At 67.8% G+C, this 13,789-nt stretch carries 14 protein-coding genes; 12 read left to right on the top strand and 2 right to left on the bottom strand.

Annotated elements, in window-relative coordinates; genetic code table 11:
• Window positions 1–27: 27 nt before the first annotated feature.
• A complete protein-coding gene (locus tag ACQ450_RS13225) occupies window positions 28–2,940 on the bottom strand; it encodes a M16 family metallopeptidase (RefSeq protein ID WP_431469615.1) in 2,913 nt (970 codons plus the stop codon).
• Between the two features lie 219 nt (window positions 2,941–3,159).
• On the opposite strand from ACQ450_RS13225, the gene ACQ450_RS13220 reads away from it, so the two are divergent.
• The 10 genes from ACQ450_RS13220 (at window position 3,160) to ACQ450_RS13175 (ending at window position 11,326) form a co-directional block, all read left to right on the top strand.
• Entirely contained in the window at window positions 3,160–3,990 is an 831-nt protein-coding gene (locus ACQ450_RS13220) for an aspartyl/asparaginyl beta-hydroxylase domain-containing protein (RefSeq protein ID WP_431469614.1), read from the top strand.
• 83 nt (window positions 3,991–4,073) lie between these two features.
• The gene (locus tag ACQ450_RS13215; RefSeq protein ID WP_188056557.1) at window positions 4,074–4,649 is read left to right on the top strand and encodes a NifU family protein; all 576 of its coding nucleotides are present in this window, start codon (window positions 4,074–4,076) and stop codon (window positions 4,647–4,649) included.
• A gap of 41 nt (window positions 4,650–4,690) precedes the next feature.
• Window positions 4,691–5,290: a malonic semialdehyde reductase gene (locus ACQ450_RS13210; protein WP_431469613.1), complete on the top strand. Its 600-nt coding sequence runs from the start codon at window positions 4,691–4,693 to the stop codon at window positions 5,288–5,290.
• Entirely contained in the window at window positions 5,220–5,918 is a 699-nt protein-coding gene (tsaB, locus tag ACQ450_RS13205; protein WP_431469612.1) for a tRNA (adenosine(37)-N6)-threonylcarbamoyltransferase complex dimerization subunit type 1 TsaB, read from the top strand. Before ACQ450_RS13210 ends, tsaB begins: the two co-directional genes overlap by 71 nt.
• The gene (locus ACQ450_RS13200) at window positions 5,915–6,391 is read left to right on the top strand and encodes a GNAT family N-acetyltransferase (RefSeq protein ID WP_431469611.1); all 477 of its coding nucleotides are present in this window, start codon (window positions 5,915–5,917) and stop codon (window positions 6,389–6,391) included. The genes tsaB and ACQ450_RS13200 overlap by 4 nt, the downstream gene beginning before the upstream one ends.
• Before the next feature lie 108 nt (window positions 6,392–6,499).
• On the top strand, window positions 6,500–6,913 hold the full coding sequence (locus ACQ450_RS13195; protein WP_188054181.1) for a MucR family transcriptional regulator: 414 nt from the start codon (window positions 6,500–6,502) through the stop codon (window positions 6,911–6,913).
• Between the two features lie 129 nt (window positions 6,914–7,042).
• Complete coding sequence (locus ACQ450_RS13190; RefSeq protein ID WP_188054180.1) at window positions 7,043–7,465, top strand: Fur family transcriptional regulator; 423 nt, start codon at window positions 7,043–7,045, stop codon at window positions 7,463–7,465.
• Between the two features lie 6 nt (window positions 7,466–7,471).
• Complete coding sequence (locus ACQ450_RS13185; RefSeq protein WP_431469610.1) at window positions 7,472–8,359, top strand: lysophospholipid acyltransferase family protein; 888 nt, start codon at window positions 7,472–7,474, stop codon at window positions 8,357–8,359.
• A 170-nt stretch (window positions 8,360–8,529) separates the two neighbouring features.
• Window positions 8,530–9,852, top strand: a complete 1,323-nt coding sequence (gene miaB / locus ACQ450_RS13180) for a tRNA (N6-isopentenyl adenosine(37)-C2)-methylthiotransferase MiaB (protein WP_431469609.1) — start codon at window positions 8,530–8,532, stop codon at window positions 9,850–9,852.
• A 106-nt stretch (window positions 9,853–9,958) separates the two neighbouring features.
• Window positions 9,959–11,326 carry a GntP family permease gene (locus ACQ450_RS13175; protein WP_431469608.1) on the top strand — a complete coding sequence of 456 codons (1,368 nt, stop codon included), beginning with the start codon at window positions 9,959–9,961 and terminating at the stop codon, window positions 11,324–11,326.
• Here ACQ450_RS13175 and ACQ450_RS13170 read toward each other — a convergent pair.
• The gene (locus ACQ450_RS13170) at window positions 11,323–11,868 is read right to left on the bottom strand and encodes a pseudouridine synthase (RefSeq protein WP_431469607.1); all 546 of its coding nucleotides are present in this window, start codon (window positions 11,866–11,868) and stop codon (window positions 11,323–11,325) included. The two genes, ACQ450_RS13175 and ACQ450_RS13170, sit on opposite strands and share 4 nt — an antisense overlap.
• Window positions 11,869–12,094: 226 nt before the next feature.
• Between ACQ450_RS13170 and ACQ450_RS13165 the strand changes: the two genes are divergently transcribed.
• Together ACQ450_RS13165 and ybeY are read left to right on the top strand one after the other, a co-directional pair.
• The gene (locus ACQ450_RS13165; RefSeq protein WP_188054176.1) at window positions 12,095–13,093 is read left to right on the top strand and encodes a PhoH family protein; all 999 of its coding nucleotides are present in this window, start codon (window positions 12,095–12,097) and stop codon (window positions 13,091–13,093) included.
• A 180-nt stretch (window positions 13,094–13,273) separates the two neighbouring features.
• Complete coding sequence (ybeY, locus tag ACQ450_RS13160) at window positions 13,274–13,786, top strand: rRNA maturation RNase YbeY (protein WP_188054175.1); 513 nt, start codon at window positions 13,274–13,276, stop codon at window positions 13,784–13,786.
• Window positions 13,787–13,789: the final 3 nt, after the last annotated feature.

Here is a 13,789-nt window from a genome sequence, read left to right as displayed (position 1 = left end):
TCGCGCTCTCGCGCGGCGGAACGGCGGTCAGCGCCCTACGGCCGCGGCGTTCGTCGGCGCGGCTTCGGCCGCGGCGCTGCCCTCGGGCACCACCACCATCGTCCAGTCCTTCGACGGCTGGAGATATTTCGCGGCGAGCGCCTGCAACTCGGCCGGCGTGGTCCCGACCACATCGTCGGCGATGCTGCGCACGGCCGCGAGCCGCGCCGGATCGCGCGTGCCGCCTTCGACCAATGCCATCCAGAAGGGATTGGCGGTCGATCGCCGCCGCAGTCCTTCGATCAACGGCACGATCGCGCGTTGCAGCTCGTCGGCTTCTACCGGACGAGCCACCAGATCGGCGGCGATCCCGCGCGCCAGCGTGAAGAAAAACCCCGTCTTGTCCGGGGGCACCATGCCGAGCGCCACCAGGCTGCCGCCGCCCGGCAAGCCGACCGGCCATTGGCTGACGATGTTGGGCGAATAGCTCACCCCCGCCTGGCTGCGCAGTTCCTCGAGCAGTCGGTCGCGGAAGATCGCGGCCAGCACTTCGAGCTTGCGGCTTTCCGGAATGTCGGCGCTGCCGCTGCCGGTGGGCCACGCGATCGCCGCCGCGGCCTGATCGGGCTGGCCTTCGTGGGTGCGCACCACCGGTGTCGCGACATGCTCGGGGAATCGCACCGGCGGCACCGGCTGGGTCATCGCCTCACGCGGGGCCAGCGCGCCGAAAGTGGCGGCGACCGCTTCGATTGCCGTCTCGCTCTCGAGATCGCCGAACACGAGCACTTCGATCGGCCCCTGCGCCAGCAGCGGCTCCCAGAAGGCGCGGAAGCGCTCGGGCGTCAACGCTTCGATCTCCTCGATCGGCGGGACGCCCCAGCGCGGATCGCCGGCGTGCAGCAGCGAATCGAGGTCGCGCGACAGCACGCCGTCGGGCGAGGCGGAAAGCCCGGCATAGCCGGCCAGCAACACTGCCCGGGCCCGCTCGACCGGATTGGGATCCCAGCCCGGCGCCGCCAGCTTGGTGGCGAACAGCCGAAGCTGGTCGGCAAGATCCTCGCGCGTTGTCTGCCCCGCCAGGATGAAGGCGTCCTCGCCGACGCCGAAGCCCAGCTCGATCTGACGGTCGCCGGTCAGCGCATCGAGCTCCTCCTGGCCGAAATCGCCGATGCCGCTCGCCATCAGGGCCATCTCCCCGGCCCAGCCGGGGGCGGGCCGGTCGGCCGGCAGCGCGTTGATGCCGCCGCCGAAGCGTACACGCACATACACTTTGTTCACTTCCGAATCATTCTGGTGGAGCAGCAGCTCGACGCCATTGTCGAACGCGATCTGCTCGATCGTCGGATCGTCGAGCGCCACCGTCCGGCGCACCACCGCGCCCGGCGTTCCGAGCACCGGCAAATCGTCGATGTCCACTGCGCCGACAGTATCGCGCCGCTCGCCGCCGCCGACGTCGGCTTCCACTGCCGCCGCGAGCCGCGTCGTCGCCGTATCGTCGGCGACGCGCGTGTTGACGATCGCGCGCATCGCCACTCCGTCGAACACGCGGGCAGAGGCGGCCTGCACCGCCTCGGGCGTGAACATGCCGCCATCCACCGCGCCGCGAAAGATAATGTAGCTTCCCTCGGCGTTGGTCACTGCCTCGTTGATGTCGACCGCCTCGACGAGCGTATCGGCGATCTGCGATCCGGGCTCCACAGGCTCGGTGGCGATCGCATTGCGCATCGCCGCGTCGATCTCGGCCACTTCGCGATCGATCTCCGCCTGCGTCGGCGGAGTCGCGACCGCATCGGCGATCACGCCGCGCACCTCGCGGAGTGCACGCTCCCAATCATCGCCCACCGGCAGAACCTGCACCGTCGTCACATTCGCCGATCGGGCGACATCGTCGAGATTCGCGCCCGCCGCGAGGAAACTTCCGCCGGAACGCGCGATCGATTCGAGTCGGCGATTGATGATCCGCACCGCCACCAGGTCGACCATTCGCTCCTGATTGAAGCGCATCGTGTCGAACGTCACTGTCCACGGCCGCAGGACGTTGAAGCTGACCAACGTCGGCAGCGCAGGCTCCACCAGCGTCGCACTCACGGGATGGCCATCGCCCGGCGTGCCGAAGTCCGGTGTCTCGGGCGCCGGGCCCGTGCCTTGCCAGTCGGCGAAATGCTCGACCACCAGCTGCTCTAGCACCGCCGGATCCGCATCGCCGGCGATCACGACCACGGCCCGCTCGGGGCGGTACCAGCGGCGTTGAAACGCTTGCACTGCCTCTGGAGTGGCGGCGGTCAGCGCCTCGGTCGTGCCGATCGGCTTGCGCTCGGCAAGCGGCTGGCCGGCGAACACCAGCCGCAGCATCGCGTCCTCCAGCCGCACCTGCGGGCCGGGCTGCTCGCGCGCCTCGGCCAACACGACCGGCCGCTCGGCATCGAGCGCTTCCTGGGTGATCGTCGGATTCTCCATCATTCCGGCCAGGATCTTCAGGCTTTCGCTCAGCCCCTCCCGGTCCGCGCTCGGCAGGTCGAGCTGATAGACGGTTTGCGTAAAGGTGGTGGACGCGTTGCTGTCCGATCCGAAGGTCACGCCCAGCCGCTGCCAGATGCGGCGCGATTCGCCGTCCGGCACATGCTCCGACCCGCGGAAGGCGAGATGCTCGAGCAGATGGGCGAAGCCGCGTTCCGAATCCCGCTCCATCAGCGATCCGGCATCGATCCGCACGCGCACCGAGACCTGACCGGGCGGAACGCCGTTGCGGCGGACGGCATAGCGCAGGCCGTTGTCCAGCGTTCCGAAGTGCCATTGCGGGTCGCGCGGAATGTCGCTGCCGCGATAGATCCACGGCGTCGTGTCGGGCTGTGCCGCCGGCGCGACGCTGGGCGCGGTCTGCTGGGCGAGGGCGGGAACGGCGGCGCCGGCAAGGGCGAGCGCGGCGGCGGCGATGCGGAAACCGCGGGCAAGCATGAACATGACCCGATCCTAACCGCGCGCCTCCCGCCCCGCCAGCACAGAACGCGGCTTGCGCGCCATGTTTTCGACGAAACTGGACGCTATCCGGACGGACAGCCGAACATCAGCAAAGGCCGGGCTGGACCGCCTCACACGATCTCCAGCACCGAGTCGCATCGTGCGGCGAACGGATCGACGGGGAGCGATGTGACGATCGGCCAGGGTACGGAACAGCGGAAAATGTGGCATAATTCTGTCGAGCCCGATGCTTGGCCGGCGCCGGTTCGCGTTCCCGATCTCAACCTCGTCTCCGGCGCCCCGATCCCGCAGGCGCCGCTGAAGGCCCAGCGCGGCAGGCCGCTCGTCATCCGTGTCGGCAAGCATCTGCGCGGCCTGTTCGACCGGATCATCGCGCGCTCGTCGCTGATCCCGAACGATCCGGTGCTCGACGTGCGAAACTTCCCGTGGACGGCGTCGCTGCGCGAAAACTGGGAAGCGATCCGGGAAGAGGCGATCCGCGCCGGCCTCGCGCGCGAAGTGCCTTCGCTCGCCAGCATCTCGCCCGATCACCGCGCGATCGCGCCGATGAACCGCTGGCGCAGCTTTTTCCTGTGGGGTTATGGCTATCGGATCGACGAGAATATCGCACAATGCCCGATAACCAATGCGCTGGTGGCGCAGATCCCCGATCTCAACAGCGCCTTCTTCTCCATCCTCGCACCGGGCACGCATATTCCGCCGCATCGTGGCGTGACCAAGGGGCTGGTCACCTGCCATCTCGGCCTGGTCATTCCCCGGGACGGCGACGTGCGGATGCGCCTGGAAGACCGCGTCCTGCGCTGGGCCGAGGGCGAGACGCTGGTGTTCGACGACACCTATGACCACGAGGTGTGGAACGACACGTCGGGCACGCGCGTGGTCCTGCTGATCCAGACCAAGCGGCCGTTGCGCAATCCCGGCAAGTGGATCGCCGAACTGTTCCTCGGCATCGTGAAGCGCTCCGCCTTCGTTCAGGAAGCGCGCGCGAACGTGCTGCGCTGGAATGCGGCGCACAAGCCAATGGACAGCTGATCACCGCCAGCGGGCGGGGATCGCAACGCTGTGTTGCCGCCGTGCGCCTTGATCCGGGGCGGCCGCGCCGCCACATGGCGGACATGCTGATCGAAACCGAAGCCACGCCCAATCCCGCGACTCTGAAGTTCCTTCCCGGCCGCACGGTGATGGAAGCGGGCACGCGCGATTTCGCCACGCCCGAGGAAGCCGAAGCCTCGCCGCTCGCCGAGGCGCTCTTCTCGCTCGGCGACGTCACCGGAGTCTTCTTCGGCCGCGACTTCATCTCGGTCAGCGCCGCGCCCGGCGTCGAATGGAGCCAGCTCAAGCCCGACGTGCTGGGCATCCTGCTCGATCATTTCTCGGGTAACATGCCGCTGTTCCGCCCCGGCACGGCAGCCGGCATCGCCGTGCCGCCCGAGGGCGCCGAGTTCGGCGACGATCCCGAGGATGCCGACATCGTGGCGCAGATCCGCGAATTGATCGACACCCGCGTTCGCCCGGCCGTCGCCAATGATGGCGGCGACATCATCTATCGCGGGTTCGACAAGGGGAAGGTGTATCTCCAGATGCAGGGCGCCTGCGCGGGCTGCCCCTCTTCCACGGCCACGCTCAAGAACGGCATCGAGCAGCTGCTGCGCCACTATGTTCCCGAAGTGACCGAGGTCCGCGCCGTCTGACACTGCGCGCCTCCTCGATATCGACGAATAGGAGAAGCACCATGGGCGAACCTCTCAGCGAGGCGGGGCTCGACACGATCTTTCGCACCGCGCGGACCTACAACGGCTATACCGACGCCCCCGTCACCGAAGCCGACATCCGTGCCATCTACAATCTGCTGAAGATGGGCCCCACATCGGCCAACCAGCACCCCGCCCGCTTCGTCTGGCTGCTCAGCCAGGAAGGCAAGAACAAGCTCGCCGATTGCGCCACCGGCACCAATCCCGACAAGATCCGCAAGGCTCCCGCCGCGGTCGTCATCGGCATGGACTGGAATTTTCACGAGCATCTGCCCGACCTCTTCCCGCATACCGACGCCAAAAGCTGGTTCGAAGGCGAAGGCGCGCTCGAAAAGCGCAAGGAACATGCCTTTCGCAATTCCTCGCTCCAGGGCGCCTATTTCATCATCGCCGCGCGTGCGCTGGGGTTCGATACCGGTCCCATGTCGGGATTCGACAACGCCAAGGTTGACGAAGCCTTCTTCCCCGGCCAGCCCCATGTGAAATCCAACTTCATTTCCACGCTGGGCCATGGCGACCCCTCCACCATCTTCGACCGCAGCCCCCGGCCCGAATTCGAGCGGTTCAATCGCGTCGGCTGATCGGCGCACGCTCGTCATCGAAACCGCGACCGCCGCTTGCTCGGTCGCGCTGATCGAAGGCGGCGAGCGGGTGGCGGCGCTCCATGAAGTCGTGGGCCGCGGCCATGCCGAGCGGCTGGTGCCGATGATCGCAGAGCTTCCGGGCCAGGGCCGTGCGGAACGGCTACTCGTCGACTGCGGCCCCGGCAGCTTCACCGGCGTCCGCGTCGGCCTGGCGGCAGCGCGTGCACTCGGCATCGGCTGGGGAGTGCCCGTCTTCGGCTATTCCTCGACTGCGCTGGTCGCCGCCGCCGCGTTCGCCGCCGACCCCGCCCTGCGGGCGCTTGCGGTCGTTCTGGAAGGCGGACATGGTGAAGTCTTCATGCAGGGGTTCACTGCTTCGCCGCCGGCGCCGGAAGGGCCGCTCCGCTCGCTCGTGCCCGATCTCGCCTGCGCCGCGCTCGCCGGCCGCGCCGCGTTCGGCAGCGGTGTCCGGCATCTCGCAGCGCTCGATCCGGCGCTGAGGCTCCACGCAACACTGCCCGACGCAGCCGATGCCGTGCTGCTGCCCCCCGATGCCGCCGCGCTGCCGCCGCGGCCGATCTACGGGCGCGCGCCGGATGCGAAGATCCCCGGAGCACGCGCGTGAGCACGACCGTGAATCTCGTGGCGCTGCGGCCGGGCGGCGCTCACGACCTCGCGCTCGTCAATTCGATCATGCAGGAGGCCTTCGACCCCCGCTACGGCGAAGCATGGACGACGCCGCAGTGCATGGGAATGCTGTCGCTTCCCGGCGCCTGGCTCACTCTGGCCGAACTGAACGGAGAGGCTGCGGGCTTCGCCCTGGCGCGCTCGGCAGGTCCCGAGGCCGAACTGTTGTTGCTCGCTACTCGGCCGGCAAGTCGCGGTCGCGGTGTCGGTGGAGCATTGCTGCGCGCGGTGGTCGAAGAGGCCCGCGAGCGTCGCGTCCTCGACCTGCACCTGGAGGTACGCGCGGGCAACGCTGCTGCGCGTCTATACCAGCGCGAAGGATTTACCAAAGTTGGTGAGCGGCGCGGCTATTATAGAGGTAGGAACGGACAACTGTTCGACGGCGAGACATTTTCGCGAAAGATCGGATGATTTTTTCTTCACCCATGGTGGCGGCTCTTGCCTTCGATCCAAAATGACCGGATAAGCGCGCCGCCAGCGACAGGATAGTCGCGTTATATCGGGTCGAAAGGAATTATAATGGATTCGCAAAACGACATGCAGGAAACGCTAGTCACCTTGACTGCGGATATCGTGGCCGCGCATGTATCCAACAATAGTGTGGCCGTTTCCGACCTTCCGCTTCTTATTCAGAATGTTCATGGTGCGCTCTCCGGCCTCGACGGGAAAGCATCTGAGCCCGAAGTGAAGCAGGAGCCGGCGGTCTCGATCCGTTCGTCGATCAAGCCGGACTATATCGTCTGCCTCGAGGACGGAAAGAAGCTCAAGATGCTGAAGCGTCACCTGATGACGCACTATCAGATGACTCCCGAGCAGTATCGCGCGAAGTGGAATCTGCCCGCGGACTACCCGATGGTCGCGCCCAACTATGCCGAACAGCGCCGGACGCTCGCCAAGAAGATCGGCCTCGGCACCAAGCGCCGCAAGCGCTGAGATCTCGCCGCGACGTCGCCGTGCGGGCTCGTGCAGGCGACGTCGCGGAATTCGGTCCGCTCGCGGAGCACGCTCTTGCCCCCACGTGCCGCTTGGCGGTAGAGCGGTGAGGCACCAGTTGGAAGTCTCATGGGCCGCAAGATCGATCTCGAAGCACTCTGCCAGGAAAAGGGGCTGCGCATCACCGAGCAGCGGCGCGTGATCGCGCGCGTGCTGTCCGAGGCGGAGGACCATCCCGACGTCGAGAAGGTGTATGAGCGCGCCTCGGCGGTGGATCCCGGCATTTCGATCGCGACCGTCTATCGCACGGTCCGCCTGTTCGAAGAGGCGGGCATTCTCGACCGGCACGATTTCGGCGACGGCCGTGCCCGCTACGAGCCGGCTCCCGAGGCGCACCACGATCATCTGATCGACGTCGAAACGGGCAAGGTGATCGAATTCGTCGATCCCGAGCTCGAGCTGTTGCAGAAGCAGATCGCGGAACGGCTCGGCTTCCGCCTCGTTGACCATCGCATGGAACTCTACGGCGTATCGCTCGACCGAAAGAGCTGAGGCTCGGTGGTCGAAACTCCCGAAGAACGGCATCACGCGGCCGCGCAGGGCCGGCCGCCGAAGGTCGGCTTCATCGGCTGGTGTAGGCTCTGGCTGCGGGTCTGCCTGATGCTGCTGGCAGCGCTGGTCGCGATCCCGCTGCACTATCTGTTCCGCATCTTCCGTCTTCCCTCGCCCTGGCCGCGGCTGTTCCTCGGTTGGGTCGCCCGTATCGCCGGCGCGCGCGTGAAGCGGATCGGCGTGCCGCTGAAGCGCGACGTCTTCTATATTTCCAATCACGTCAGCTGGATCGACATTCTCGCGATCGGCGGCGCCAGCGGCAGCGCGTTCGTCGCCAAGGCCGAGCTTCAGAAGGCACCGCTGGTCGGCTGGCTCGCGAGCCTCAACCGCACCGTCTATGTCGCCCGCAACGAGCGGCTGCGCGTCGCCGACCAGATCAACCAGCTGCGCGAGGCGTTTCACGACAATTGGGCGGTTACCGTGTTCCCCGAAGGCACGACGACGGACGGCGCTTCGCTGCTGCCGTTCAAGTCGCCGCTGCTCAAGGTGCTCGAGCCGCCCCCGCCCGGCGTGATGGTCCAGCCGATCCTGCTGGTGTTCGACGCGCGCGGCCGCAACCTCTCGTGGATCGGCGAGGAGAGCGGCAAGGACAATGCGATCCGTGTCCTCTCCAACCGCGGCAGCTTCTCGGTGCGCTGCGTGTTCCTCGACCCCTTCCACCCGCGCGACTTTCCGACGCGCAAGCTCCTCGCCGCCGAAGCCAAGCGCCGCATCAGCGCTGCCTTCGAGGAACGCACCGGCAGCCCGCCGCAGGAATTCATCGGCCACGACTGGTGGGCGGGGAAGCGTCCGCAGCCGACGGCAGACACAGCTGCGGGCGGCGACGCAGAATAGATGCCATCGGCCGGACCCCCAGCGCAGTGCTCCGGCGAAGGCCGGAGCGCTGGGAGGAGTTCAGCTGTGCGCCAACGCTCCGGCCTTCGCCGGAACACCAGGATTGGCGCTGCGGGTGTGCCCCTCCGGGGGATGCATCACGCGCTCCGACCCGCTATAGCGCGGGGCAAATGACCGATCCGAAAACCTATCACGTCAAATCCTACGGCTGTCAGATGAACGTCTATGACGGCGAGCGCATGGCCGAGCTGATGGCGGCGCAAGGGCTCACCGCGACCGACGATGCGGGCGCCGCCGATCTGGTGGTGCTCAACACCTGCCACATCCGCGAAAAGGCGACCGAAAAGGTCTATTCGGAAATCGGCCGGCTGCGGAAGAACGCGGGCGAGCACGGTCGGCGCGCGCCGATGATCGCCGTCGCCGGCTGCGTCGCGCAGGCCGAGGGCGAAGAGATCATTCGCCGCGCCAAGGTGGACGTGGTGGTCGGCCCACAGGCCTATCACAACCTCCCCCGGCTGGTGGCGGACGCGGCGCGCGGCACCGCCAGCCTCGATACCGACATGCCGGCGATCGCCAAGTTCGGCGCGCTCCCCGCCCGGCGCAGGGTCGGCCCCACCGCCTTCCTCACCGTGCAGGAAGGCTGCGACAAATTCTGCACCTATTGCGTCGTGCCCTATACGCGCGGCGCCGAAGTCAGCCGCGGCTTCGACTCGCTGATCGACGAGGCGAAGGCGCTGGTCGATGCCGGCGCCCGCGAGATCACGCTGCTGGGGCAGAATGTGAACGCCTGGTCCGAGGGCGAGCGCGGGCTGCACGATCTGATCGTCGCGCTCGATCGCATCCCCGGCCTCGCCCGCATCCGCTATACGACAAGCCACCCCAACGACATGACGCAGGGGCTGATCGACGCGCATCGCGACGTCGAAAAGCTGATGCCGTTCCTCCATCTGCCGGTACAGTCCGGCAGCGACCGCGTGCTCAAGGCGATGAACCGCAGCCACACGCGCGACAGCTATCTGCGCATCCTCGATCGCGTGCGCGCCGCGCGGCCGGACATCGCGCTGTCGGGCGACTTCATCGTCGGCTTCCCCGGCGAAACCGATGCCGAGTTCGAGGATACGCTGCGGCTGGTCGACGAAGTCGGCTATGCCCAGTGCTTCAGCTTCAAATACAGCCCGCGGCCCGGCACCCCGGCAGCCGAAATGGAGGACGCCTTCGTCCCCGATGCAGTCGCCGACGAGCGGCTCCAGCGCCTCCAGGCCGCGCTCAACCGGCATCAGCTCGCGTTCAACGACGCCAGCGTCGGCAGCAGTTGCGCCGTTCTCCTCGAACGCGCCGGCCGCCACCCCGGCCAGATGATCGGCAAGTCGCCGTGGCTCCAGTCGGTGCATCTGGAAACCGATGCCGCGATCGGCGACATGGTCGAGGTCGATCTCGTCAGCGCCGGCCCCAATTCGCTGGCTGGCGTGGCGCGCGTGAAGCAAGCGGCGTGACACTGCCGGGGCGGTCGGCCTAGACGCAGCCGGAGTCGCCCGGGCCTCGCACAGCACGTGCGCCTGTGGCAGGGTCGCCCTGTAACCTGGGGAGGACACTGCGACCATGATCGCGGCAATCGGCCTGATCGGCGCGCTCGCGCTGCTCATCTTCATGACCGTGCGCGGCGTGAACATCCTGATCGCCGGCCCGGTGGCCGCGGCGGTGGTGGCGCTGACGAGCGGCATCGCCTGGCTTCCCCCGCTCGCCAGCGGCGGCGCGCCCGATTACGCCACCACCTATATGGCCGGCTTCACCGGCTTCTTCGCCGACTGGTTCTTCATGTTCCTGCTCGGCGCGATCTTCGGCGAAGTGATGCGCGTGTCGGGCGCGGCGGAAAGCGTGGCGCGGTGGATCGTCGGCACCATCGGCATTCGCCATGCCGTACTCGCGGTGGTCGGCGCCTGCGCGCTGCTCACCTATGGCGGCGTTTCGGTCTTCATCGTCGCCTTCTCGGTCTATCCGCTTGCCGTGCCCCTGTTCCGCCAGGCCGATCTACCGCGTCGGTTCATCCCCGCGGCGCTCGCGTTCGGCTCGGTCACCTTCACCATGACGAGCGCCGGATCGCCCGAGATCCAGAACCTCATCCCGATGCAGTATCTCGGCACTACTGCCTATGCCGGCTGGCAGGTGAGCCTGATCGTCGCAATTCTGATGGCGAGTCTCGGCTATTGGTGGCTCCAGCGCATGGTGCGCCGCGCGGTCGCGCGCGGCGAGCGGTTCGAGAGCCGCCCGAGCGACGAGCAGGTCGAGGGCGCCGAGGCCGACGAGCGCCCGCTCCCCCACCCGCTGCTCTGCCTGCTGCCGCTGGCCGCAGTGCTGGCTGTGTTCATGGCGTTCCAATATCCGCAGAGCCTTGGCGCGCTTTCGGCGATGCTGCCGGCGCAGTCGCTCGACAAATGGGCGCTGGTCGTGGCGCTCAGCGCGGGCACGGTGATCGCGATGCTGATCGGCCTGCGCGAGCGCGCGCGCATGCCGGGCGCTTTTTCGGTCGGCGCGACCGGCGCGGTGGTGGCGATCACCAACACCTGCGCCGTCGTCGGCTTCGGCGCGGTCGCCACCCTCTCGCCCGCATTCCAGCAGGCGCTGGAGATGGTGCGCGATCTGCCCGGCGACCCGCTGATCGGCGCCGCGATCGCCGTCACCGTCATCGCGGGCCTCACCGGTTCCGCGTCGGGCGGCCAGACGATCGCGCTCCCGCTGATCGCGCCGCACTATCTCGGCGCCGGCGCGGATCCTGCGGAGCTCCACCGCACCGTCGCCATCGCCTCGGGCGCGCTCGATAGCCTGCCGCACAATGGCTATGTCGTCACCACCATCCGCGCGATCTGCGGCGAAACGCATCAGGCCGCCTATGGGCCGGTCGGCGCGCTCACGGTCGCTGTGCCGGTGATCGGCCTGGCGGTGGCGCTGCTCCTCTTCGCGCTCTTCTAGCCCGCGTCGCGCCACTCCCCCGGCGCGAGCCCCTCGACCGTCCAGTCGCCCACCCGCCAGCGCACCAGCCGCAACGTCGGATGGCCCACCGCCGCGGTCATCCGCCGCACCTGGCGATTGCGCCCTTCGGTGATGGTGAGCGCGATCCAGCTGTCGGGCACGTTCTTGCGATAGCGGATCGGAGGATCGCGCCCCCACAGCGGCGGCGGCTCGATCACCGCCGCTTCCGCCGGCCGTGTCATGCCGTCGTTCAGCGTCACGCCCCGGCGCAGCCGATCGAGCGCGTCCGCACCGGGCACGCCCTCCACCTGCGCCAGATAGGTCTTGGGCATCTTGTGCCGCGGCTCGGCAATCCGCGCCTGCAATCGCCCGTCGTCGGTCAGCAGCAACAGCCCCTCGCTGTCCTTGTCGAGCCGTCCGGCCGGATAGACGCCGGGCACGTCGATCCATGCCGCCAGCGTCGCCCGCGCCACGCCCTCCGGGCCGCCGCTGAACTGCGAGAGCACGCCATAGGGCTTGTTGAACAGGATCAGCCGCGGCATCGCCCCGCCCTAGCCGCTGGGCCGGCGAAAGGCGACCGATGTGCGCCTCGCATGCACAAAGCCCCTGTCCTGCTCGCCTCATCCGTGCCATCCTCGCGCCTGCAATGCATGCCCGCCCGCATCCCCGCGTCGGAACCTTCCGCCTGCATGGCCTTTCCCTCCTCCGCTATCGCCGGGCCTTCGCCGCTGCCTTCCGCATCGGCGCACCCCGGCCTGAAAGGACCGCATGAGTCGCAAGCCCGTCCCCGCCCGGTCCGGCGAACGCAGCCGGGTCGAGGTGACGTTCGACAAGCCGCAGCTCCTGCCCCAGCTCTTCGGCGAGTATGACAGCAACATTCTGGCGCTCGAGGAGCGGCTCGGCGTCTATATCCACGCCCGCGGCCAGCGCGTGGTGATCGAAGGCTCGGCGGAAGCTGTCGGCCATGCCCGCGAGGTGCTGCAGGAACTCCACGGCCGCGTCATGCGCGGCGAAGAGATCGACACCGGGCTGATCGATGCCGTCATCGCCATGGCATCCGAGCCGACGCTCACCGGCATCATCTCGGCGGAAACCGGCGCGCCGCCCCCGTCGATCATGATCCGCACCCGCAAGAAGACGATCGTTCCCCGCTCGGTCACCCAGACGCGCTACATGCATGCGCTCGTCTCGAACGACATCATCTTCGCGCTCGGACCGGCCGGCACCGGCAAGACCTATCTCGCGGTCGCGCAGGCGGTGGCGCAGCTCATCACCGGCAGCGTCCAGCGGCTCATCCTCTCGCGCCCTGCGGTGGAGGCGGGCGAGCGGATCGGCTTCCTGCCCGGCGACATGAAGGAGAAGGTCGATCCCTATCTGCGCCCGCTCTACGACGCGCTCTACGACTGCCTTCCCGCCGAGCAGGTCGAGCGGCGCATCGCCTCGGGCGAGATCGAGATCGCGCCGATCGCCTTCATGCGCGGCCGCACGCTGGCGGACGCCTTCGTCATCCTCGACGAGGCGCAGAATACCACGCCGATGCAGATGAAGATGTTCCTCACCCGCTTCGGCCAGAACAGCCGGATGGTGGTCTGCGGCGATCCGAACCAGACCGATCTTCCCGGCGGTCCGCGCGCCTCGGGCCTGAACGACGCCGTCACCCGGCTGGACGGGATCGAGGGCATGGAGATGGTCCGCTTCACCGCCGCCGACGTCGTCCGTCATCCGATCGTCGGCCGTATCGTCGATGCCTATGAAGGCGGGGATTGAAGCGAGGGAGCGGCGGCCGATATTCGGAATGTGCGCTCATCCCCGGCAACGGGATGCCGCGCGGCCGCACTGGATTTCGCGATTGTTTCGCCCGTGGCTGCGGCAAAACCGGCGCCGCCGCGTTACGCACAATGGGCGGGGGTCTCGCCCCCGGCGATTTCGCCTGACAGGAAGGTTTGAATGCTCGACGTTGCTGCCCAGCATGAAGCGCCATGGCCCGACCGCGACTGGGATGCACTCGCCGCGCGCGCCGCCACTGCCGCGCTTGCCGAGACGCCCTTCGCGGAGTGGCCGAAACTGCCGACGCTGATCGAGGTTTCGGTACGCCTGACCACCGACGCTGAAGTCCATGCGCTCAACCGCGACTATCGCGGGAAGGACAAGCCCACCAACGTGCTGTCCTTTCCAATGGTTCAGCAGGATCTGCTGCAGACGGTGACGCTGAACAGCGATGACGGCGAGGTGCTGTTGGGCGACATCGTCCTCGCCCACGGCGTCTGCGCGGCGGAAGCGGCCGAGAAATCCATCGCGATCGAGGATCATGCCACGCACCTGATTGTCCACGGCATGCTGCATCTGCTAGGCTATGATCACGAACAGGGGACTGCCGAGGCCGAGGCGATGGAAGCGATGGAACGTGCCGCGCTCAGGGACATGGGCCTGCACGACCCTTATCCGATGCACGAGGACTGACAC

The organism is Sphingosinithalassobacter sp. LHW66-3 (assembly GCF_050703275.1).
Taxonomy (GTDB): Bacteria; Pseudomonadota; Alphaproteobacteria; order Sphingomonadales; family Sphingomonadaceae; genus Sphingomonas.
The sequence above is the reverse complement of the archived record's forward strand: the minus strand, read 5'-3'. Positions and strand labels throughout refer to the sequence as shown.